Origin of the sequence: Parasphingorhabdus marina DSM 22363, from assembly GCF_900128895.1 — a bacterium.
GTDB classification, from domain to species: domain Bacteria; phylum Pseudomonadota; class Alphaproteobacteria; order Sphingomonadales; family Sphingomonadaceae; genus Parasphingorhabdus; species Parasphingorhabdus marina.
Genome location: NZ_FSQW01000001.1, coordinates 17,912 through 38,724 on the forward strand (window position 1 = coordinate 17,912; position 20,813 = coordinate 38,724).

At 57.6% G+C, this 20,813-nt stretch carries 19 protein-coding genes; 10 read left to right on the forward strand and 9 right to left on the reverse strand.

Annotated features, from left to right (window positions below; translation table 11 throughout):
* Positions 1–3 precede the first annotated feature (3 nt).
* Positions 4–2,364: a TonB-dependent receptor gene (locus BUQ90_RS00080; RefSeq protein ID WP_074203155.1), complete on the reverse strand. Its 2,361-nt coding sequence runs from the start codon at positions 2,362–2,364 to the stop codon at positions 4–6.
* A 123-nt stretch (positions 2,365–2,487) separates the two neighbouring features.
* On the opposite strand from BUQ90_RS00080, the gene BUQ90_RS00085 reads away from it, so the two are divergent.
* The 4 genes from BUQ90_RS00085 to BUQ90_RS00100 all read left to right on the forward strand — a co-directional run bounded on the left by BUQ90_RS00085 (position 2,488) and on the right by BUQ90_RS00100 (position 5,816).
* A complete protein-coding gene (locus BUQ90_RS00085) occupies positions 2,488–3,108 on the forward strand; it encodes a TetR/AcrR family transcriptional regulator (protein WP_074203156.1) in 621 nt (206 codons plus the stop codon).
* Between the two features lie 16 nt (positions 3,109–3,124).
* Positions 3,125–3,769, forward strand: a complete 645-nt coding sequence (locus BUQ90_RS00090) for a class I SAM-dependent DNA methyltransferase (RefSeq protein WP_159436996.1) — start codon at positions 3,125–3,127, stop codon at positions 3,767–3,769.
* Positions 3,770–3,832: 63 nt separating this feature from the next.
* Positions 3,833–5,002 (forward strand): M48 family metallopeptidase, encoded by a 1,170-nt coding sequence (locus BUQ90_RS00095; RefSeq protein WP_084192394.1) that lies wholly within the window; start codon positions 3,833–3,835, stop codon positions 5,000–5,002.
* 118 nt (positions 5,003–5,120) lie between these two features.
* The gene (locus BUQ90_RS00100) at positions 5,121–5,816 is read left to right on the forward strand and encodes a PEPxxWA-CTERM sorting domain-containing protein (protein WP_239447315.1); all 696 of its coding nucleotides are present in this window, start codon (positions 5,121–5,123) and stop codon (positions 5,814–5,816) included.
* A gap of 26 nt (positions 5,817–5,842) precedes the next feature.
* Here the strand turns inward: BUQ90_RS00100 and BUQ90_RS00105 are convergent, their stop codons facing one another.
* Positions 5,843–7,021, reverse strand: coding sequence for an LL-diaminopimelate aminotransferase (locus BUQ90_RS00105; protein WP_074203159.1), 1,179 nt, complete (start codon positions 7,019–7,021; stop codon positions 5,843–5,845).
* 275 nt (positions 7,022–7,296) lie between these two features.
* On the opposite strand from BUQ90_RS00105, the gene BUQ90_RS00110 reads away from it, so the two are divergent.
* Entirely contained in the window at positions 7,297–9,273 is a 1,977-nt protein-coding gene (locus tag BUQ90_RS00110; protein WP_074203160.1) for a S9 family peptidase, read from the forward strand.
* Here the strand turns inward: BUQ90_RS00110 and BUQ90_RS00115 are convergent.
* The 6 genes from BUQ90_RS00115 to BUQ90_RS00140 all read right to left on the reverse strand — a co-directional run bounded on the left by BUQ90_RS00115 (position 9,270) and on the right by BUQ90_RS00140 (position 13,675).
* Complete coding sequence (locus BUQ90_RS00115) at positions 9,270–10,916, reverse strand: alkaline phosphatase D family protein (protein ID WP_074203161.1); 1,647 nt, start codon at positions 10,914–10,916, stop codon at positions 9,270–9,272. The genes BUQ90_RS00110 and BUQ90_RS00115 overlap by 4 nt on opposite strands.
* 3 nt (positions 10,917–10,919) lie before the next feature.
* Positions 10,920–12,095 carry a DUF3667 domain-containing protein gene (locus BUQ90_RS00120; RefSeq protein WP_074203162.1) on the reverse strand — a complete coding sequence of 392 codons (1,176 nt, stop codon included), beginning with the start codon at positions 12,093–12,095 and terminating at the stop codon, positions 10,920–10,922.
* 82 nt (positions 12,096–12,177) lie between these two features.
* A complete protein-coding gene (locus BUQ90_RS00125) occupies positions 12,178–12,489 on the reverse strand; it encodes a YciI family protein (RefSeq protein WP_074203163.1) in 312 nt (103 codons plus the stop codon).
* Between the two features lie 29 nt (positions 12,490–12,518).
* Positions 12,519–12,962 (reverse strand): SRPBCC family protein, encoded by a 444-nt coding sequence (locus BUQ90_RS00130; RefSeq protein ID WP_074203164.1) that lies wholly within the window; start codon positions 12,960–12,962, stop codon positions 12,519–12,521.
* Positions 12,955–13,284 (reverse strand): ArsR/SmtB family transcription factor, encoded by a 330-nt coding sequence (locus BUQ90_RS00135; RefSeq protein ID WP_074203165.1) that lies wholly within the window; start codon positions 13,282–13,284, stop codon positions 12,955–12,957. Before BUQ90_RS00135 ends, BUQ90_RS00130 begins: the two co-directional genes overlap by 8 nt.
* A 109-nt stretch (positions 13,285–13,393) precedes the next feature.
* Positions 13,394–13,675, reverse strand: coding sequence for a hypothetical protein (locus tag BUQ90_RS00140; protein WP_143182670.1), 282 nt, complete (start codon positions 13,673–13,675; stop codon positions 13,394–13,396).
* A gap of 223 nt (positions 13,676–13,898) precedes the next feature.
* Here BUQ90_RS00140 and BUQ90_RS00145 point away from each other — a divergent pair, with 223 nt between their 5' ends.
* A complete protein-coding gene (locus BUQ90_RS00145; protein WP_084192395.1) occupies positions 13,899–14,354 on the forward strand; it encodes an ExbD/TolR family protein in 456 nt (151 codons plus the stop codon).
* Positions 14,355–14,427: 73 nt separating this feature from the next.
* Positions 14,428–15,084, forward strand: a complete 657-nt coding sequence (locus BUQ90_RS00150) for a DUF2461 domain-containing protein (RefSeq protein WP_074203168.1) — start codon at positions 14,428–14,430, stop codon at positions 15,082–15,084.
* Here the strand turns inward: BUQ90_RS00150 and BUQ90_RS00155 are convergent.
* Positions 15,081–15,932: a class I SAM-dependent methyltransferase gene (locus BUQ90_RS00155; protein WP_074203169.1), complete on the reverse strand. Its 852-nt coding sequence runs from the start codon at positions 15,930–15,932 to the stop codon at positions 15,081–15,083. The two genes, BUQ90_RS00150 and BUQ90_RS00155, sit on opposite strands and share 4 nt — an antisense overlap.
* 144 nt (positions 15,933–16,076) lie before the next feature.
* Here BUQ90_RS00155 and BUQ90_RS00160 point away from each other — a divergent pair, with 144 nt between their 5' ends.
* The 3 genes from BUQ90_RS00160 (at position 16,077) to BUQ90_RS00170 (ending at position 20,811) form a co-directional block, all read left to right on the forward strand.
* Complete coding sequence (locus tag BUQ90_RS00160; protein WP_074203170.1) at positions 16,077–18,215, forward strand: molybdopterin-containing oxidoreductase family protein; 2,139 nt, start codon at positions 16,077–16,079, stop codon at positions 18,213–18,215.
* A gap of 74 nt (positions 18,216–18,289) precedes the next feature.
* On the forward strand, positions 18,290–19,432 hold the full coding sequence (locus BUQ90_RS00165) for a serine hydrolase domain-containing protein (protein WP_074203171.1): 1,143 nt from the start codon (positions 18,290–18,292) through the stop codon (positions 19,430–19,432).
* Positions 19,433–19,509: 77 nt separating this feature from the next.
* Positions 19,510–20,811, forward strand: coding sequence for an aromatic ring-hydroxylating oxygenase subunit alpha (locus BUQ90_RS00170; RefSeq protein WP_239447316.1), 1,302 nt, complete (start codon positions 19,510–19,512; stop codon positions 20,809–20,811).
* Positions 20,812–20,813: the final 2 nt, after the last annotated feature.

Here is a 20,813-nt window from a genome sequence, read left to right on the forward strand (position 1 = left end):
CGATCAGAAGCGGATTTCTCCTGTCAGAAAAATCTGCCGGGGATTGCCATAGAAGGCCGACAATGTCCCTTCCGTTCCGAGAGCGGAAATCGGCAGACCGTTGGGCCCGCTGGTGATCGCACCGGTCACCGGATCGGCCACAACGAATGTATAGCCCGAGGTGATATATTCCTTATCGGTCAGGTTCTTGCCATGCACGCCGAGACTCCAGCGACCTTCCGGCGCGGTATAGACAATGCTCGCATCCCACAGCGCAAACCCGCCCTGATCGATAAACGGGTTCGGGATCTCGAACTGGTTGGTGCTGCTGCGATAGGAGACCGTGGTGCCGAGATAGATATCACCATCCCCCAGCGGCGCCGACCAGGCCAGGGTTCCGCTGGCGGTCCATTCCGGTGTATTTTGCACCTCCCGGAATTCGGCGACATCGGTGGGCACACCGCCAATATTGGTGATGAACTGTTTATACTCGGCGTTGATATAGCCCAGTGCGCCATTGAAGGTCAGGCTGTCACCGCTTGCCGCAAAATCCTGTGCCAGACGGGCATTCATTTCCAGTTCCAGGCCCCAGAACTCGGCCTTGCCGGCGTTGGAAACAACCCCGCAGAAGGTCGCGATGCCGCCGACATTACAGGCCACCGAGCCGGGGATCTGGACATCGGTATAATCCGCATAGAATCCGGCCAGCGCGATGTTCAGATCACCGCCGAGCAGACTGCCCTTGTAGCCGACTTCGTAGCTGTCGACCTGTTCGGGGCTGAAGCTCAGGAATGTCGCGATATCCTGATCGTCCAGCATGCCGTTGCCATTGGCATCGGGGGCATTGACCCCGACACCGCGGGGATCAAACCCGCCGCCCTTGAAGCCCTGCGAATAGCTGGCATAGATATTGTGATCAGGCGTTGGCTTGAAGCTCAGCGAAGCGCGAGGCGTGAATTTCTTGAAATCGCGGCTACCCTGGAAATCGGTGCTCGGCCCGCCAAAGGGAATGCCGGCGCCGCCAAATACCGGCGAACCGCCGCCGAGAAAGTTCTGGCGCAATATGTCCGCTTCGCGCTCGTCCCAGGTATAGCGGCCACCAAGGGACAGGCTGATCTGTTCGGAAAAATCATAGGTCACGTCACCGAATATGGCGTATGTCTCGGTATCAACATTGGCCTGGGTGAAGGCCGTAAAGCCCGCAAACGTATTGAACAGCCGCACATCAAACAGGGTGTCTGCTGATGCGTCGAGATAGTAGAAGCCGAGCAAGGCATTGAGCGGCCCGTCGCCATAGAGCAACTGCACTTCCTGGCTGATCTGTTCATTATTGTAGATCGCCGGGACATCGAGATCGACAGCCGGAAGGGCGTCAAAATCGATCGGGGATGCGCTGTCATCCTTTCGCCATGCGCTGATCGACCGCAATGTCAGCGTGTCGGTCAGCTCCGCCGTGATGTTCATCGCCACGCCATAGGCTTCAACATCCTGTACCGGGTCATTGAGTGCGCCGCGTGTGTCAAAGACATCGTCCAGGACCGGTGCACCCGAATCGGCACCGGGGATCAGCCGGTGGCCACCCCGGGGATTGCTTTCGTCCTTTGTATAATCGCCGGAAATCCGGATCAGGATCGGCTCGCCATAGCCGCCAATTTCGAGTGAAGCCCGGCCGGCCCAGATATCCTTGTTATAATTTTCGATGCCCAGTGTGAGATTGTCGCCAAATCCGCCGCGCGACAGCCGTGCCACTGAGCCGCCGACGCGAACCTGATCGCCAAGCGGGCCGGAAACGGTCACCACGCCCTCGGCCAGATCATCGGTCCCGAACTTGCCGCGCAGTTTCAGCGAGAAATCCTGGGGAAGCGGCTTGGTCACATATTTGACGGCACCGCCAATCGTGTTGCGCCCGTAGAGCGTACCCTGTGGGCCGCGGAGCACTTCGATCCGTTCTACCTCATAAATATCCAGCACTGCGGCTTGCGGACGGTTGAGATACACATCATCGAGATAGATCCCGACTCCCTGCTCGAAGCCGGAGACCGGATCCTGTTGTCCAACCCCCCGGATGAACGCGGTCAACGTGGAATTGGTTCCGCGCGAGGGCTCGAGGGTGGTGTTGGGCGTAATCTGGCCGAGATCGGTAATGTCAATCGCGCCGCGCTGGGTCAGGAGCTCGTCGCTAAAGGTCGACACGGCAATCGGAACGTCAAGCAACGACTCCTCGCGCCGCCGGGCGGTAACGACGATAACATTGCCTTCTTCTCTATCGGATGCGGTTGCGGATGATTCGGTTTGTGCCTGAGCAGTTTGCGCTGGCACGAACAGACTGCCGACAAGTGCGGCTGCGGCAAGCGCGGAATGGCTGACGGTTGCAAGCTTTTTCATGGCCCTGGAAATCCTCCCGATTGAACAGTTTTGTGATTTGATTGCTGCCCCTATATTGAAAGTTGAACCATCTTTCAAGTTTGATGTTTGCCAAGCCGCCTTTTTCGCGCTAGCCGTGAGGACATGGATATCGCCGCCTCGACACCGACGCCGGATAATGCAAGCAAGCGACCACGCACCGAGCGGGGCCGGAAAACGCTCAGAAAACTGCTCGATGCCGCAGCCATCGAATTTGGAGAGCGGGGTTTTCACGAAGCGTCAATCAGCGGAATCACTCGTCGTGCGGGAACCGCGCTGGGCAGTTTTTACACCTATTTCGATTCCAAGGATGAAATTTTCCAGGCGCTGGTCCACGACCTCAGCGGCCGGGTCAAGGCGCATGCTGCTGCCCGACTGGAGGGAGAAAAGGACGCACTGACCGGAGAACGGGATGCGCTTTCCGCCTTCCTCGAGTTTGCTCGCGAGCACAAGGAAATTTACCGGATCATCGATGAATCGGAATTTGTCGACCCGGAAAGCTATCGCAATCACTATGAAAATACTGCTCAGCGCATATTGGAGCGATTGCAGGCTGGCAGTGCAGACGGAGACCTGCGCCCGGACCTTGAAGAAGCCCACGCCTGGGCGGTCATGGGCATGAATGTTTTTCTCGGCCTCAAATATGCGATCTGGAGCGATAACCGGACCCCCGAAGACATCGCAGACATCGCTTCCGGCATTCTCAAAAACGGCTTGTCAAAATAGCCGCTGGCAACCCGCAATGACCATTCCCGCCAACAGGATCGAGCAGGCAAAGGAGGCCACGAAAGGCGTCTACGAACGACAGGCCGGTTATTGGGACGAAGTCCGGCCCACTTTGCTTTATGAAAAGCCCTGGCTGGATCGCTTCACCGCCAATCTGCCTGCCGGCGGGCGATTGCTGGATCTGGGTTGTGGTTCCGGCGTGCCAGTTGCCGGTTATTTTCTGGACGAAGGGTTTACCGTGGTCGGCACGGACTATGCCGAGCCGATGATCGCACTTGCCCGTCAGCGCTATCCGGCGGCCGAGTGGCATGTGCAGGATATCAACCATCTGACGATCATGGGACAGTTTGATGGCATTTACAGCTGGGACGGGTTCTTTCACCTTTCCGTCGCCGAACAGCGCGCCGTTCTGCCGGACCTGTGCCAGCGGATCAAAGAGGGTGGCGCGATGCTGCTGACCGTGGGAACCGGGGAAGGCGAAGTGACCGGCACCATCGGCGGGGAAACCGTCTATCACGCCAGCCTGTCGCCGGAAGAATATCACAGCCTGCTCCGCGAGAACGGGTTTGAGACCATCACTTTCGTTCCGGAAGATGACAACTGCCGCGGCCGTTCGGTGTTGCTCGCTACAGGCAGGAGCCGCGATCGGGTACACCGCTGATGATGATTGCCAGTCAGGCTTTCTTCTGGCACCTCTTTGGGCAGTCTTATGGGGAGGAAAATGATGACAGTTGATCCAGCCGTGCAAGCCGCCCGCATGATCGACGCCCTGGGGCCGGAATCGCTCGAAAAAGCCGCAAACTACACCGTGGGCAGCCACTGGTTGCTGCTCTGGGGTCTGGTCGTGTCGGCGCTGGTTACATGGCTTGTCGTGCGCTGGGGAATTCTCGATAAAATCTGGGCCAGGCTGGACAAACGCAGCTGGGCATTCCGGACATTCACTGTCAGCGCCGCCTTTGCCATCATCTCTTCGATCCTGTTCCTCCCCTGGACCATCTATACCGACTGGTGGCGGGAATCGGCCTATGAAAGGACCAGCCAGCCGATCGGGGATTTTCTTTCACAAGGGGCCATGGGCACGGTGATTTCGGCCTTTGTCATGGGCCTGTTTTTTCTCGGCGTTTACGCACTTATTCGCAAATCGGGAAAGCGCTGGTGGCTCTGGTCCGGCGGACTGGCGGCCTTTGCTATCACCGTCATGCTGCTGATCTCGCCGATCCTGATCGAGCCGCTGTTCAATGAGTTCAAGCCGGTGCCCGAAGGTGAAGTCCGCACTGCGATCGAGGCAATGGCCGATGAGGCGGACATTCCGCACGACCGGATCTTCATGTATGACGGGTCACGCCAGTCCAACAATTTCACCGCCAATGTGTCGGGCGTGTTCGGTTCCGCGCGCATCGCCATTTCGGACGTCGCGCTGAAAGAAGCCTCACTGGATGAAGTCCGGGCGGTGACCGGGCACGAAATCGGTCATTATGTTCTGAATCATATCTGGCGATCGGTCGCAGTGCTTTCCGTACTGGCGATCATCCTCTTCTTCCTGGCGGACCGGTTGTTTCCCTGGTTTGCCCGCAAATTCGGCAGCTCCGCCTCCATTGGTGACCCCATCGGCCTGCCCATACTGGTCTTTGTCGTCGGCCTGCTGGGAGGAATGGCTCAGCCGCTGACCAACGGCCTGACACGCATCGGCGAACGCGAGGCGGACAATTATTCCCTGCAGACCGTCAATCTGCCGGACGCTCTTGCCGGCGCGCTGATCAAGACCGCGGAATATCGCTACCCGCGCCCGTCAGCCGTGCAGGAGATGCTTTTCTATACCCATCCCTCGGTGGAATGGCGCGTGCGCAATGCGATGGAGTGGAAGGCGAGCCAGGGTCTACAAGATTCGAGATAAAACAGTTGCTTGTGCTACCTCACCCACAAGGAACGTCCCGATATGAAACAAGTGATTCCATTCAGCTGTGCTCAGAACAATATCCTTGCCTCTTCGACGAGCCAAAGATAGCCTGCAATTGAACCAAACGGGGGCAATCATGAGAAAATTTTGGGCAGCAGCTGTGTCGGCGATCGCCATCGGCAGCGCATTGGGTGGAGCAACGACCGCATCGGCAGCAATCATCGAATATCAGGTCAGCGGCAACGGCAGCGGCACTCTCGGTGGTGACGCTTTCGACGGCGCATTTACGATCACGAGCAGAGCGGACACCGGGTCTCAGCAACCATGTATTTTTGAGGGGATGCCCGTGGCCGGCTGTGCGTTGGTCGTCAATGACAGCGTCGAACTGGATATTGCAGGCTTGGGACAGTTCAATCTGACGGGGTTCAACATCAGTTTTGTCAACAATAACGCCAATGTCTTCGGATTCTCAGAACTGATCGGACCACCCCCGGGAATCGTCAACAGTTTTGCATTTGTGAACATCACCGGTGAGCCGAGTCCCTTCTCAACCTGGGACGGCATCTCGAACCTCGCGGCATTCGACACAAATCTGACGCTGGGGAACTTTTTCGCTCCTTCGGTTCAGACTAATGGCGGCGAGCTCGTCTTCACTAGCCCTCCCATACCAGGTGATGCGCGATTCTCGGCCTCCATTGTCGCCGCAGCAGTTCCAGAGCCGGCCACATGGGCCATGATGATAGCCGGATTTGGCATGGCCGGCGCGTCACTGCGCAGACGGAAAAATCGCATCAGGGTGAGTTACGGCTAACTTTGCCCGAACACCGGGCCCATCCGTCAGCCCTTGCTCAGGAATTTCTTGATGCTGCGCGCCGCCTGGCGGATGCGCTGTTCGTTCTCGACCAGTGCCAGCCGAACATAGCCTTCGCCTTCGTCGCCAAAACCCGTTCCCGGGGCGACCGCGACGCCGGCTTCGGCAATCAGCCGCTTGGAAAATTCCATCGATCCCAGTTCGCGAAACTGTTCCGGCACCGGGGCCCAGGCGAACATGCTGGCTTCCGGAGAAGGGATATCCCATCCGGCCCGGCCAAAGCTCTCCACCATCACATCGCGGCGACCTTTGTAGAGCGCCCGGTTCTGGTCGATAATATCCTGCGGCCCGTTGAGCGCCGCCGTCGCCGCCACCTGAATCGGCGTGAAAGCACCATAATCGAGATAGCTTTTCACCCGGGTCAGCGCGCTGATCAGCTTCTGGTTGCCCACCGCAAATCCCATGCGCCAGCCGGGCATCGAATAGGTTTTCGACATGCTGGTAAATTCCACCACCCGTTCCTTCGCGCCCTCGATCTGGAGCATGGAAGGCGTCGGCGTGTCGCCATAATAGATTTCGGCATAGGCCAGGTCACTGATCACCCACAGCTTGTGCTCTCGCGCGAAATCGACAACCTTTTGATAGAAATCGAGATCAGCGACATAGGCAGTCGGATTACTGGGATAGCCCATGACCAGGACCGAAGGCTTGGGCACGGAATAGCTCATCGCATATTCCAGACGCGTGAAAAAATCCGGACCGGGCGCGGCAGGAATTGAACGGATGGCGGCCCCGGCGATGATGAAACCGAATGTGTGAATCGGGTAGGACGGATTGGGTGCCAGCACGACGTCACCGGGAGCGGTAATCGCCTGCGCCAGATTGGCCAGTCCCTCCTTGGATCCCAGCGTCACGACCACTTCGCTGTCCATGTCGAGATCGACATCAAACCGGCGCTTGTAGTAATTCGCCTGGGCCAGACGCAGGCCCTTGATGCCTTTGGACGCGCTGTAACGATGCGCAGTCGGGTCATTGGCCACTTCCGACAATTTGTCGATCACATGCTGTGCGGGTGCCCCGTCGGGATTGCCCATGCCGAGGTCGATAATGTCTTCCCCCCGCGCCCGCGCTTCCGCCTTCATCGCGTTCACTTCAGCGAATACGTAGGGCGGCAGGCGTTTGATGCGGTAAAATTCTTCAGACATGATCCGGTCTTTTCAAGTGTTGCGGTTTTCGGAATCGCTGCTTTGCGCAATAACGGGGCAAATGTCGAGCGGTTGTGAAACCCGGATTCATTCCCGCCTGTATGGCTGTTACAAAACCCGGCTCTGAAAATCAGAAAACTTGACAAAAAAACTCATTTTCAGGCTGTCGGCAAAATCAGCCTTCAAAAACAGTTGCCGCCCCAGTAAATATTTGTTCTATCTCCGGCCAGAAATTGGTCCATTTTCCGGAACTTGTTGAGAGATATTATTTTGCCATGAGAATTCTTTTCTGGTCCCTGACGATATTGCTGACTTTCTTACTGTCCGCCCCGGCATTGTCGTCTGCTGTTCAAGCGCAGAACCAGGGAGACACGCTGCCGCCAAAAGGCGCCCGGCTTCCAGCCCATATTGTCGAAACTTCAATTTTTGCCAATCCGGGACATTTTGGCAGCCCCAGATTATCACCGGACGGTGACCAGGTCCTGTTTCGCCAGCAACTCAAGGGCAAGACCTATCTGACTGCCACCGTCCTTTACAAGAATGATACAAAACGCATTGCGATTCCGGAAAATGTCGACCTGCGCTGGTATCGCTGGGCAGGCGATGGCAAAATCCTGTTCAGCGTCTCGGCGGTGGCGGCGACCCGGTTCGGTGAACGGCGACATACCGGACTTTATGTCCACAATATCGGGACGGGCGAGACGATGGCCCTGGGACGGAAGGTCCAGGGTTTTGACGGCGACAATGTTCTCTTTGTTGATCCGGCCGGAACGTACCTGTTGCTGTCGATGCAAAGGTCAGTTTACGACTATCCGGGAGTCTACCGCGTCACTCTGTCCAACAATGAAATCTCTGAAGTTGTGCCCAGGCAAAAGCGTATCTGGACATGGATTGCTGACAGTGAGGGCGTGGTCAGAATGGGTCTCAGTTACATAAACAGTACATTGAAAATCTATTACCGGCGATCGTCGTCCGACAAGTTCAAACAGATTGGGAAAATCGGGAAAAAAGACGATCCGAACGAAGCGCTTCTCGACATTTCTCACATCGTCTCTGGCGCCGATCAAGGATTTGTCCTGTCCAACAAGCAAACCGGCCGCTTCGCACTCTACAAATTCAACTACCTGACCCGCGAAGTGGGCGACATGGTCTATGGCCATGACCAGAATGACATTACCGGATTTGACCTGAATCCGGAAGGTACGGCACTGGAGGCGGTTTACTTTACCGACTCCCGGGACAGGAAGCACTGGTTTGATGCCTCTTTTGCCGCACACCAGAAAAAGCTCAACAAGGCGTTGCCCGGCCAGGAAGCCTGGATTGTTTCAAAAAGCCGCGACGGTTCCCGGATGATTGTGTTCTCAACATCTTCCACTGACCCCGGAAGCTATTATCTGTACGAACCGGAAAAAAAGAAACTGGCATGGTTTGCCAGCAAAAATGCAAAGCTCGATATCGAGAAGCTCTCAACCACGGAATATGTGAGCTACACGGCCCGCGACGGCCTGAAGATTCATGGCTACCTGACTTTGCCCAAACATCGCGAGCCAGAAAACCTGCCCCTGATCATATTGCCGCATGGCGGGCCATTCTGGGTGCGTGACACCCTCGACTATGACAATGAAGTCCAGTTTCTGGCCAATCGCGGATATGCGGTGTTGCAGCCTAATTTCCGGGGTTCCGACAGTTATGGAGAGGAGTTCCACAAAAAGGGCACTGGCCAGATTGGCAGGGCAATGCAGGATGATCTTGACGACGGCATGGACTGGCTCGTCGAGCGCGGCATCGTCGACCCACAGAAAGTCTGTATCGTGGGAGCTTCTTATGGCGGATATGCCGCATTGTGGGGCGCGACACGGAATCCCGAGAGATATCGTTGTGCAGCCAGTTTTGCGGGCGTCACGGACTGGCGAAAACAGCTCAGTTATGACCGCCGTTTTCTGTCGAGCCGCTATGAACGGGAATGGAAGGAGGAAATCCGTGGCGAAGAGGATTTCGACCTGGATACGGTATCACCAGCCCGGATGGCCGAGAAGCTTTCGCGGCCCGTCATGCTGGCCCATGGCAAAAAAGACAGCATCGTCCCTTTCAGCCAGTTCAAGATTTATCGATCAGCCCTGAAGAAAGCAGGCAAGCCGGTGAAGCTTGTTGTCTATGAAGACGAAGGTCACGGATTTTCGGATCCCGAAAACGAAAAAAACTGGCTGGACTCACTCGAGTCTTTTCTGACGGAGCATAATCCGGCCGACTAGATTCCGGTTTCGAGAGTTTTCGCTCCGCGCAGGACTGTCTGGCTGACGCTCGATGCCATTCGGGTCGATTTCGCCCGGATGGTATCGAGGAAATGCCATGTCGATGTCGCTTTCTCCGGAGTCAGCGCCACACTCATATATCCCCGATGCTCGGTGTCCGCCCATTGCAGCTGGTCATTGGTTTCCACCACCGCTTTGGCCACGGTCGCCGGTTTCACTCCCTGTGTATAGGCCTCAAAACCAGGCGAGGTGACACTGTGGCCGCCAAATTCGACGCCTGCCGGACCATCGGCTGTTTCGAGATTGAAGGCCCAGCCATTATGACTGTCGCCGGACAGGACGATCAGATCCGCATCGGCTTCCTGCGCACCGCGCAACAGCCGGTCCCGCGCCACGGGATAGCCATCCCAGCTGTCAAAATTGATTGGCAGTCCCACCTTCGATGCAAGCGCTCCAACGGCAACCCTGGCCTGGGCAATGGCGGGGGCGTCTTTTGACACCCAGTCGCGCGATTCCTGCGGTAGCTTCAGCTCTCCCATCACACATTGCTGGGCCAGAACCTGCCATTTGGTCCCCGCCTTGCGCGATGACTGCATTCCGGAGGCCAGCCATTGCTGTTGTACTGCACCAAGCATTGTCCGTTCCGGATCCTGCCACTCGCCGTCACGGAAAGCCTTGAGCGCGGCTTCGACATTCGCGCCCTGCCCTTTCAGTGCGGCTTCCAGTTCGGCGGGCTTGCTGCGACCGCCAATCCGGCTTTCGGTCAGGAACAGCGTCGCCAGATCACCAATTTCATATTTGCTCCAGCGTTCGGACGCTGTGCCGGAATCGGAGACCGGCATCCATTCGCGGTAGACCTGTTCCGCCACGCGCTTGCGGACTTCCCAGTCCCCTTCCGTTTCAGCCTGATGGTTCTGGGCGCCATCGCGATAGGCATCATTGGTGAATTCGTGATCATCCCACATCGCCACCATCGGCAGCACCTGGTGGATTCGCTGCAGATCCGGGTCACTGCGATAGGCGGCATAGCGCAGGCGATAATCGGCCAGTTGCACCATCTCATGATCCGGCGCGATCATTCGGCCGGGCAAGGCATCCTTGGCGGAGGGATAGGTGCCCACACCATATTCATACAGATAATCGCCGGTGTGAATGATCAGGTCGAGGTCATTGCGCTGCGCGGCATGGGCATAGGCATTGAAATGCCCGAATGGCAGGTTGGAACAGCTGAACACGCCGAGAGCGAATTTTCCGACAGGTCCTTCGGGCAATGTGCGCGTCCGGCCGGTGAGTGATTTCTGTCCGTCGGGCGCGACAAAGCGATAGAAATACCATTGATCCGGATCGAGATCGCTCACGACATATTTCGCGATATGATCGCGGCTGGCCGAAGCCGTGACTTCGCCAGCCATCCGGGCATCGGAAAAATCCGCGCTGCGCGCAATTTCCACGGTCACCCGACTGTCAGCACTGCTGACAAAACGCGTCCACAACAAGACCGAGTTTTGCGACGGCTCGCCACTGGCCACACCGTGGGTAAATCCGGTCTTTCCGGCCAGTGTCGCCGCAGCCGGAACGCTGCCTGCACCCAGGCCAAACGCGCCCAGGGCCATCAGCTGACGGCGGTCTATTTCAAAGGTCATAAACTATCCCAACAATCCAAGTGCAAGCAATATGGTGAAGAACAATATCAAGCATGTCACCGTGAAAAACAAAAGGGCCATCAACCGGATCAGCGCTTCCACCCGCGACATCTGATAGGCATGCCGCAATTGCCGGTACATGTGGAAAGGTGGATAGAAGATGAGCAGCACGCCCCATATCGCGTCGGTCACGCCAAATGTGGCCAGCAAGGCACAGGTGATGAACAGCAGTGACATGAAGCTGATCGAATAGGTGGTGAAAACCGCGTGATCATAGAAATGATAGCCCCGACGCCCGATAGTGGTGAGCCAGACAAAGGGCAGCGAAATCGGGATCAGCAGCCAGGCAAATTTATAACCATTGGCCTTGATCTTGTAGAGCAGCAGGTCGGGGTTCTCGACAACATTATTGAACGTGTCCTTCAGAAAGGCGTCCATTTCCGGTGAACCGGTACTGACATCGCTGTCCGATGTCAGGATATTGCCTTCCCTGATATCTCCAATCCGTGATTCAATTTCCCGCACTTCTTCCGGCGTGTAATTGCCGATCCGCGCATCGCCGTCCGCCAGACTCACGTCGGGAAAGGGAAGATCTTCCCCATTCACGGTTGCCATGACATTGCGCGCTTTTTTGAGATCGAGAATTTCCTTTTCCAGCCCCGGCCGGTCTTCCTCTGATGCCTCGGCCAATTCGGCATTCTTGATGGCGAGCTGTTCTTCCGCGCGTTCCATCTGTTCAGCGATTTCGGCATCAATTGCCTGGTCCGCAACAGAAATATCATCGCTGCCAAAAGGATCACTGACGAAGGAAAAGACTGCAAACATCATGAACACGGAAAACAGGAACAGCGCCATCGGCGAAATGAAGCGCGCGCGCTGGCCATGGATATAGCGCCGAGTCAGCTCGCCGGGCCGCCAGGCGAGAAGCGGCAAGGTGCGCCAGAGCTTCCCCTCGAAATGCAGCACGCCGTGCAGGATATCGTGCCAGAATGCGCCAATCGAACGGTGTACGTGGAGCGGTTGTCCGCACGCGCTGCAATAATTTCCGGTGACCTGGGATCCACAGTTGAGACACGCGCCGGCACCGCCTTCTGCCAAACTGCCCGTATCATCTTCAACGGCCTTGGCCATCGCCGTGCCCGTGACCGCTGCCCCGACTGCTTCTATCTCCTCCGACATGCGGACAAGTCTTCGCCAAATTCCCGGATAAGGCAAGCGGCTTTTTCCCGGCTCCGGCAGAACCACCGGAACCGGCCGGAGTCTACATCTCCATGGCTTCGGCAACTTCCACAGTGCCGCCACTCGACAGGGCCGGGCAGCCTTTGGCCATCTCCACCGCCGTATCCATGTCGGGCGCCTGGACCAGCGAATAGCCGGAAATCGGGTTCGATCCGCCATCATCCGCCACGCCACCGGCCGAAACGGTCTTCGAAGGTCCGGCGGGATTTCCCATGTCGAGGGCATCTTCGCCCATTCCGCCAAGCCAGCTCATCCACTGCGCCATGACTTTTTCACCTTCTTCCGGCGTCTCCGGCGCACTGCCGCCATGATAGGCATATATATATTTCGGCATTTCCGTCTCCTCTGCTGCTTTTGGGTGAGTTAACCGTTCTGCTCTCGGGCATAGGCTTCCAGCTTCTGAAAACTTGAGGTCCAGCCGCTGTCATGATTATTTGCACTGTCATCGTCGGGCAAACCGCGGTGCAGCATCACGAAGTCTGTTCCGCCATTGCCATCACCGGCCACCGAAAACGTGACTTCACTTTCCGCGCCTCGCTGATCGTCTTCGTCATGCCAGGCCCAGGTGAAAGTGACGGACTTTCCAGGTTCCACGGAAAGCACTTCACCGGTGACCTTGTAGCGGGCGCCCCCGCTGCCATGCATGACTGACCCCCAGGGGCCGGGCCGGGAAAAGTCCAGATCATGTTCGCCCAGTTCAATGCCCTCAGGACCCCACCATTTGCTCAGATGTTCAGCCTGGGAAATGAACGCAAAAACGCGGTCCGGCGGCGCCGCAAAATGTCGTTTGATCTCGAGGTCAGCCATCGTTTTTCATCTCCTGTTCCAGAGCGGATTCGAGCCGGTCGATGCTGGCTTCCCAGAATTCACGATGGCTCAGCGTCCATTCGGAAATCTGGCGAACGGCCTCGGGCCGCACCGAATAGAGCCGGCGCTGGCGATCGGTGCGCTGCCGGACAAGGCCCGCTTCACGCAATAGTTTGAGATGTCGGGAAAAAGCTGGCGGGGAAATGGTCGCCGTTGCGCTGATCTCGCCCGCGCTCAGCTCCCCTTCGCGCAACAGGCGGTCGACAATGGCAAAGCGCGTGGGGTCACCCAGCGCGGAAAAAACTGCAGAGAGCTGATCCATGAGCATCCATTCAATTAACTGATTCGTTATTTAACGTAATTGTTAATTGAATAGAGTCAACCGGAATGCTGAATTACCCCGCCAATGCCCGGGCAATTGCGGATTCGGATTAGTTGGGAGCTTTCGGAAGCGCCTGGATATCGATCTTCTCGAATGTGTGCACGCCGAAACGATAGTCCCGCTGCCAGCGCACGACGCCTTCGAATTCGCCCAGATCACCGATGGTCACAATGACCGCCTCGCCGACTTCGGGGGGGAAATGACAAGTGGCCTGGAAGCCCCAGATAGACAGGTTTTCAATGCAAATCGTTTCCGACATGCCGTTGTCCCGTTCCATCGGAACCTTGAGGCGAATATTGAACCGGGTGTCCCGGGCATGTGTGCGGGGCATACCGAAACCTGCCTGTCCCGCCTGTGAATCATTCTGTGCGTCCATGGTATCTGGCCCTACCTGTTGCTGCTCAACACTTATGAAAACCGGCGCATAGCGGGCTTTCCTGACGCTTCCATAAGTCCTGGACCTTAAAATATGGTTGATTGCTTATGAATCGTTATCAGTATATGATGTTATATCATATCTATTTGCGGAGTAATTGATTTAACGGGAGAATATCATGACAGTACATGCTCAAAAGCCACGCGCTCGTCGATTTCGGACCACTGCCAGGTTCGCTGCTACGGACCGGCCCATGTCGCAGCTCAATATTACGCCGCTGATCGATGTCCTGCTGGTCCTGCTTGTCATGCTGATGCTCTCCATTCCGGCCGCCCTGCATAAGGTAGAGGTGAATCTGCCCTCCGGCGGAACCACAACAGAACCCGCCATCATCCACATGTTGCAGCTCAATTCCGCCGGCGAGACTTTGCTCGACGGAGAACGACTTGATGATTTGGCCTTGCGATCCGCGCTGGGCAAACTGGCGGAAGACCCGACCGGCATCCAGCTGCATTTCGAAACCGACGGCCAGGCGAGATATGAGCGGTTCGATAAGGTGGTCGCCATGATCAAGCGCGCGGGTATCCAGAAAATCGGATTTGTCGGCAATCAGCAATTCGCAAGCTGGGATTGACCCCGGGGTGCTGCCGGGCTTTTGACTCCGACGGTCCCAGGTGACAGGATGCCGGGGCTATCCGGAGGCAAAAATGATCACCCCTGCCCTGTTCGATTTTCTGCGGGACCTGAAACAGAATAATGATCGCGAGTGGTTCAAGGCGCAAAAACCGCGCTACGAGGCAGAAGTCGTGGATCCCGTCACCGAATTTATCGCCGGGTTGGTAGAGCCGGTAGCCCGGATAAGCCCACATATCATTGTCGATCCCCGTCCCAATGGCGGCAGCCGGTTCCGCATCTATCGCGACACACGTTTTTCGAAAGACAAAAGCCCCTACAAGACCCAGGTCGGATGCCAGTTCCGCCACGAAGCGGGCAAGGATGCCCACGCACCCGGTTTCTATATCCACCTCGCGCCGGGCGAAGTCTTTTTCGGCGGCGGTGTCTGGGGGCCAAAGGGCGAGGCTTTGCGCCAGATCCGGCAGCGCATTGTCGACAAGCCGGAGCGCTGGCAGGAGGCGACCGGAGCGCTCGAATTGCGCGGTGATCAGCTGGTCCGCGCGCCCAAGGGATTTGATCCGGAACATCCGCTGATCGAAGACCTGCGCCGCAAAAGCTTCTTCAGCTTTCGCGATGCCGACGAAAAACTGGCTTGTTCCGACGGTTTTGAAGCCGCGGTCGAGGAGCAGTTTCAGAAAGTGGCGCCGCTGATGAAATTCATTGCCGACGCCCTCTTGCTGGAATTCTAGGGCACGGGTTTGCGCGCCACCAGCAGATGCGCACTTGTCGGTGCGCGCAGCGATCCGTCCTCCTGCACATATTCGCTCACCAAAGCCGCCAGATCAGCGATGATCGCTTCCACCAGCGCATCGGCGGCCGTGTCTTCGGGATCAACAACCGGCTGAAGGCTCCCGTCCGGCCCGGGGCGACCCAGAAACATCAGGTCGAACAGCACAAATTCCCGCACCGGCGGCAGCGATATAGTCAATGTCTCCTTGTCGAGCGATTGCACCTCGAGCCCTGCCTCCGTAGCGACCGATCGCAGCGCCCCGGCATCGCCAAAGGAAAAGGGGCCAATCGGCAGCACATCCGCTCCGACGTGGCGCGCGAGAACCTCTTCAAAGGCCGCAAAAACCGGATTGCCATCACCGGCAAATGTCCAGACCGCCGCCCCCAGCTGGCCGCCCGGCTTCAACACCCGCCGCGCCTCCGACAGTGCCCGCACCCTGTCGGGAAAAAATTGCAGTCCCTGCTGACAAAAGGCCCTGTCGAAACTGTCTGGAGCAAAGGGCAGATCAAGTGCGCTCGCCTCCAGAAATTCCGCACGCGGAGCCAAGCCCTGTTCCTGCTGTAGCGTGATAGCCTTGGCGATCATCGGCGGCGCGACATCGATCGCCCTGATCATGTCCACGTCCGCCCGGTCGGACAGGTTCCGCGATATCACGCCCGTGCCACAGGCAATGTCGAGACAGGCACCACAAGCGTCCAGCCTGTCCAGCAGCAAGCTTGCCCAGGGCATGAACAGACCCTCAGCCAGGTAGGTTTCATAGAGGTCCGGTGGTGTACGGTCTGCAATAAACGCGCTCATCAATGTCATCTTGTCATCTCCCGGCAACCCGGGATCCTCTTACCACATTTCTGGCCCACTGGATTGCCCCCGATCCCGTCAACAGCCCGAACAGTTTTGTCAGTCGCCCGAATCCCCCCAAATGGCCATTATCAGGCGATCAGGAGAGAATTTATGGCCGTCGAATCCAAACGTACCTTTTGCCGTTTCTGTCACGCCAGTTGCGCGATGATTGTTGAAGTGGAGGATGACAAGATCCTGTCCGTCAAAGGCGACAAGGAAGATCATCTGTTCCACGGCTATACCTGCATCAAGGGGCGCCAGATGCCGGACATGCACAATCTCGACACGCGCATGATCACCAGCAAGATTCGCCAGCCGGATGGCAGCTTCAAGGACATCGCGACAGCTGACGCGCTGAAGCTCGCTGGCGAAACGATGAAGAAAATAGTCGAAGAGCATGGCCCGCACAGCGTCGCGGTCTATTGCGGCACCAATGCGTTTCAGAACAGCGCCGTACTGGGCACGTCCTATGCCTTTGCGCAGGGTGTCGGAACGCGCAACTGGTATACCAGCGTCACCGTCGATCAGCCCGCCAAGGTGTTCACGACCGCCCGCTATGGCACCTGGATGGGCGGCGGCAATGCGTTTACCGAATCCGATGTCGCGATGTTTGTCGGAAACAACCCGATCGTGTCGCACTATTCTGGCGGAATGCCCACTTCCTCGCCCTCCCGCGGTCTGCGCGATGCGCTCGACCGGGGACTGAAACTGATCGTCGCCGATCCCCGGGTCAACGAAATGGGCAAGCTGGCCGACATCCATTTGCCGGTCAAACCGGGTGAGGACCCGGCCTTGCTCGCCGGCATGCTCAACGTGATTTTCGCCGAGAAACTCTATGACCAGAATTTCGTCGCCGCCCATGTCGACGGTGTCGAGGAACTGGAAGCGGCGGTAAAACCGATGACGCCGGATATTGCCGCCAAGCGGGCAGGAGTCGACAAGGATCAACTGATCGCCGCTGCGCGCATGTTTGCTGGCGCCAACAAGGGCCGGGTCGTGACCGGAACCGGACCCGAAATGGCCGGCAATGGCACGCTCACCGAATATCTGGTGGCGTCGCTCAACATTCTCTGCGCGCGGTTCAACCAGGAGGGCGAAAAAGTCTCCGCGCCCATGGTTTTCAACCCCCTTATGGGTGGTCCGAAAAAGGCCCAGGTTGCGCCCAAAATGCCGACTTTTGGAGAGGGTTTTGCCAAGTCCCGGATTCGCGGGCTGGGTGTGCTCGGCAAGGAAATGCCATGCAATGTCCTGGCCGATGAAATTCTCACGCCCGGTGATGGCCAGATCAAGGCCTTTATTTCGATCGGCGGCAATCCGGAGATCGCCTTCCCGGATCAGCAGAAAGTCCGGCGCGCGCTGGAGGAATGCGAGCTCTATATCCAGGTCGACCCCTGGATGTCTGCGAGTGCCAAGCGGGCGGATATCATCCTGGCACCGAGCATGTGTCTGGAGCGTGAGGACATCAACAATGTCTCCGATGCGTTCACCGAAGAAGCCTATGCCCATTATACCGAGGCCATGGTGCCGCCGCCGGGCGATACGATGGACGAATATGAAATGCTCTGGTGGCTCGCCAGGCATATGGGAGTAGAAATGAACTATCCCGGCGGGGCGGCGTCGATGGACGAGTGCCCGGACAAGGCGACGATCCTCGACCTGATCTCGGAAGGCTCTCTGGTCAAACCCAGCGAAGCCAAAGCCGATGCGGCGGCACTGGAACGGAAAGGCGCCGCGATCACCTATGCCGACCGCCATCCGGTCGTCGGGCCAGCTGACCCCGATGCCAGCGAGAAGTTCGATCTCAATGCGGGAGAAATGCCGCAGAGCCTGACGGAATATGCCGAGAATGATCCGGTTGAAAACGGTTTTGATTTCCGACTGATCTCGCGGCGTTCGAAGCACCGCTACAACAGCAACGGCCATACTTTCCCCAAGCTGGTCGAGAAAATGCCGACCAATCCCGCCTTCTTCAATCCGGCAGATCTTGCCAATGCGGGTATCGAGGACGGTGCGATTATCGAGATCACTTCGCCGACCGCGTCGATTTTCGGAATGGCCAAGGCGGACGAGAAAGTCCGCCGTGGAGTAATATCGATGAGCCATGCCTTTGGTGATTCCGATGCCGGCAAGGAGGATGTCATGACCAAGGGTGGGTCCACAAACCGCCTGATTGTCGACGACAGTCATTATGATCCGATCACCGGCCAGGCGGTGCAAAGCGCGATCCCGGTCAAGGTCGCCGCGGCCTGATCCCAGCTTTTGGCGATTGCATCCGCGATGCGGCATGCTAGCGTTGCCCTCGCAATATTTCCGAAGGGTAACTCATGACAGAAACGATCATCCACGGCGAAGCACAGGACCGCTTTGCTTCCGTCCGCAATCTCATGGCCGCGAGCGTCAACAGCGGCGAGGATGTCGGACTGTCCTTCACCGCGACCATCGAGGGCGAAACCGTGGTCGATCTGTGGGGTGGCTGGGCCGATGCAGAAAAAAGCCGGCCGTGGGAACGCGATACGATCGTCAATGTCTACTCGACCACCAAGACCATGACCGCACTCACCGCTTTGCTGGTGGCGGATCGCGGCGAACTGGATTTTGACAAGCCGGTCGCGCACTACTGGCCGGAATTTGCCCAGGGTGGCAAAGAGAATGTGACCGTGGCTCACCTGATGAGCCATGCCTCCGGCCTGTCGGGCTGGGAAGAGTCGCTGACGACCGAGGACCTCTATGACTGGGAAAAAGCAACATCCCTTCTCGCAGCACAGGAACCATGGTGGGAACCCGGAACGACGCCCGGCTATCATGCGATCACCCAGGGATATCTGGTCGGTGAGGTTGTCCGCCGGATCACCGGCAAGTCGCTGGGCACGGTATTCCGCGAGGAAATCGCCGAGCCGCTGGATGCCGATTTCCATATCGGTCTGCCGCCGGAACATGACCACCGCGTTGCCGACCTGATCCCGCCGGAAGCCGGTGTTGGCGACGGCGATTTTTCAAATGATATCCAGCGCAAGACGTTCATCAATCCTCCCATCGATCCGCTGTCCACGCGCACCCGGGAATGGCGCGGCGCGGAGATTCCGGCGGCAGGCGGCACCGGCAATGCGCGATCTGTGGCGGAAATCCATGCCTTGCTGGCCAATGGCGGTGTCGCCAAAGGCAAGCGGATCCTGTCCGAAGCCGGGTGCCGCAAGGCGCTGGAGCCGCAGATTGAAGGCAATGACATGGTGCTGATGAACCTGCCGATCAAATATGGACTGGGCTTTGGCCTGCCCGGCGAGATGATCCCGCTGCCCAACCCCAATACGATATTCTGGGGCGGTTATGGCGGTTCCGTGATCGTTATCGACATGGATAAGCGGACCACCTTTTCCTACGTAATGAACAAGATGAACAATGGCCTTACCGGCGACCCCCGGTCATTCAATCTGATGGTCGCGATGTGGACCGGCATGGCCGCCGGCTAGGCCTTTATCAGAATTGCCAATCGACCGGTCTGTTCAGCCCGTGCCATATCGCGACACCCGGAGCGGAGGATTGAAGCATGCCGATGGACGCAGCCTATATTGACCGGATGAAGCGCCTGATGGAGTGGGAAGCCACCCGAACCGCTCCGCCTGACGGATTTCCGCATCTGCCCGACATGCCTGCGGGCCGCTATACCAGCCAGGAATATTACGACCTCGAACAGCAATATCTGTGGAAGAAAACCTGGTTGTTCGCCGCCCATATTGACGAAGTGCCGGAACCCGGCTGCTTCATGAAATGGGAAAATATCGGTGATCCGATTATCATCGTGCACGGCATGGACGGCGAGATTCGCGCCTTTTACAATACCTGCCGTCACCGCGGCGCCCCGGTGGTCACCGAAGAAAAGGGCAAGGCCCCGCGTCTGATGTGCGGATATCACAACTGGACCTACAAGACCGACGGCAGTCTGGTCGGGGTCCCGGAAAAACAGGATTTCGGACCGGATTTCGACATGTCCTGCCGCAGTCTGATTCCGGTGCGGTGCGAACAGCTGGGCAATCTGATCTTCATCAACTTCGACGCCGATGCGATGCCGCTGAAAGACTGGCTGGGGCCAGTCTGGGAAGAATGGGAGGAATTCCGGTTCGACAAGGTCCGGCTGGCCGCCCGTCACAGTTTTGATCTGCAGTGCAACTGGAAGGTCGCGATCGAGGCGAATATGGAGGTCTATCACGTGCCCTTCATCCATCCCGACACCGTGGCCCCGCTGGTCGACAGCAAGCGCAATGTGAATACCATCTATCCGAACGGTCATGCGCGAATGCTGGCACCGCCACCGAAACAAACCGATCGCGAACATGTCCGGGCGGTCGATTCGCCGCCGGAATGGCAACAGATTGAATCGGTTGGCGAATTTGGCCGAACCTGCACCCAAAGCTACACCATGTTTCCCAACTGGGTGTCACCGCTGAGCAATTATTTTGTCCCGCCGCTGATCTTCTGGCCGACCAGCCTCAACACCACGAAGCTGGAACTGGTCACGATGGCTCTTGACTGGGGTGACGGTCCGGCTCCCGATCTGTGGACCGTGCCCGACGAGACCAAGCCGGGGGGCCGCGACATGAGTCCGATCATTCTGGAAGACACGCAATTTGGCGAGATGATCCAGAAATCGATGGAGAGCGACGGGTTCAAGAGTGTCCCGCTCAGTTACCAGGAAGCCCGGATCTACAGCTTTCACCAGTCATGCGACAAGATTATCGGCCTCAACCGGGTGCCGGAAGAACTGGCTGTCGAACAGGTGATTGGCGAGGAATGGGTCTGGCCCAATGATCCGCGGGTCGCGCAAATGGAACAGATGGAAGCGGCTGAATAGCA

Excerpts from the sequence above, each read along its gene's own strand:
- BUQ90_RS00080 (WP_074203155.1), bottom strand. The coding sequence starts at position 2,364 with ATGAAAAAGCTTGCAACCGTCAGCCATTCCGCGCTTGCCGCAGCCGCA.
- BUQ90_RS00085 (WP_074203156.1), top strand. The coding sequence starts at position 2,488 with ATGGATATCGCCGCCTCGACACCGACGCCGGATAATGCAAGCAAGCGA.
- BUQ90_RS00090 (WP_159436996.1), top strand. The coding sequence starts at position 3,125 with ATGACCATTCCCGCCAACAGGATCGAGCAGGCAAAGGAGGCCACGAAA.
- BUQ90_RS00095 (WP_084192394.1), top strand. The coding sequence starts at position 3,833 with ATGACAGTTGATCCAGCCGTGCAAGCCGCCCGCATGATCGACGCCCTG.
- BUQ90_RS00105 (WP_074203159.1), bottom strand. The coding sequence starts at position 7,021 with ATGTCTGAAGAATTTTACCGCATCAAACGCCTGCCGCCCTACGTATTC.
- BUQ90_RS00110 (WP_074203160.1), top strand. The coding sequence starts at position 7,297 with ATGAGAATTCTTTTCTGGTCCCTGACGATATTGCTGACTTTCTTACTG.
- BUQ90_RS00115 (WP_074203161.1), bottom strand. The coding sequence starts at position 10,916 with ATGACCTTTGAAATAGACCGCCGTCAGCTGATGGCCCTGGGCGCGTTT.
- BUQ90_RS00120 (WP_074203162.1), bottom strand. The coding sequence starts at position 12,095 with ATGTCGGAGGAGATAGAAGCAGTCGGGGCAGCGGTCACGGGCACGGCG.
- BUQ90_RS00125 (WP_074203163.1), bottom strand. The coding sequence starts at position 12,489 with ATGCCGAAATATATATATGCCTATCATGGCGGCAGTGCGCCGGAGACG.
- BUQ90_RS00130 (WP_074203164.1), bottom strand. The coding sequence starts at position 12,962 with ATGGCTGACCTCGAGATCAAACGACATTTTGCGGCGCCGCCGGACCGC.
- BUQ90_RS00135 (WP_074203165.1), bottom strand. The coding sequence starts at position 13,284 with ATGGATCAGCTCTCTGCAGTTTTTTCCGCGCTGGGTGACCCCACGCGC.
- BUQ90_RS00140 (WP_143182670.1), bottom strand. The coding sequence starts at position 13,675 with ATGCCCCGCACACATGCCCGGGACACCCGGTTCAATATTCGCCTCAAG.
- BUQ90_RS00145 (WP_084192395.1), top strand. The coding sequence starts at position 13,899 with ATGACAGTACATGCTCAAAAGCCACGCGCTCGTCGATTTCGGACCACT.
- BUQ90_RS00150 (WP_074203168.1), top strand. The coding sequence starts at position 14,428 with ATGATCACCCCTGCCCTGTTCGATTTTCTGCGGGACCTGAAACAGAAT.
- BUQ90_RS00155 (WP_074203169.1), bottom strand. The coding sequence starts at position 15,932 with ATGACATTGATGAGCGCGTTTATTGCAGACCGTACACCACCGGACCTC.
- BUQ90_RS00160 (WP_074203170.1), top strand. The coding sequence starts at position 16,077 with ATGGCCGTCGAATCCAAACGTACCTTTTGCCGTTTCTGTCACGCCAGT.
- BUQ90_RS00165 (WP_074203171.1), top strand. The coding sequence starts at position 18,290 with ATGACAGAAACGATCATCCACGGCGAAGCACAGGACCGCTTTGCTTCC.
- BUQ90_RS00170 (WP_239447316.1), top strand. The coding sequence starts at position 19,510 with ATGCCGATGGACGCAGCCTATATTGACCGGATGAAGCGCCTGATGGAG.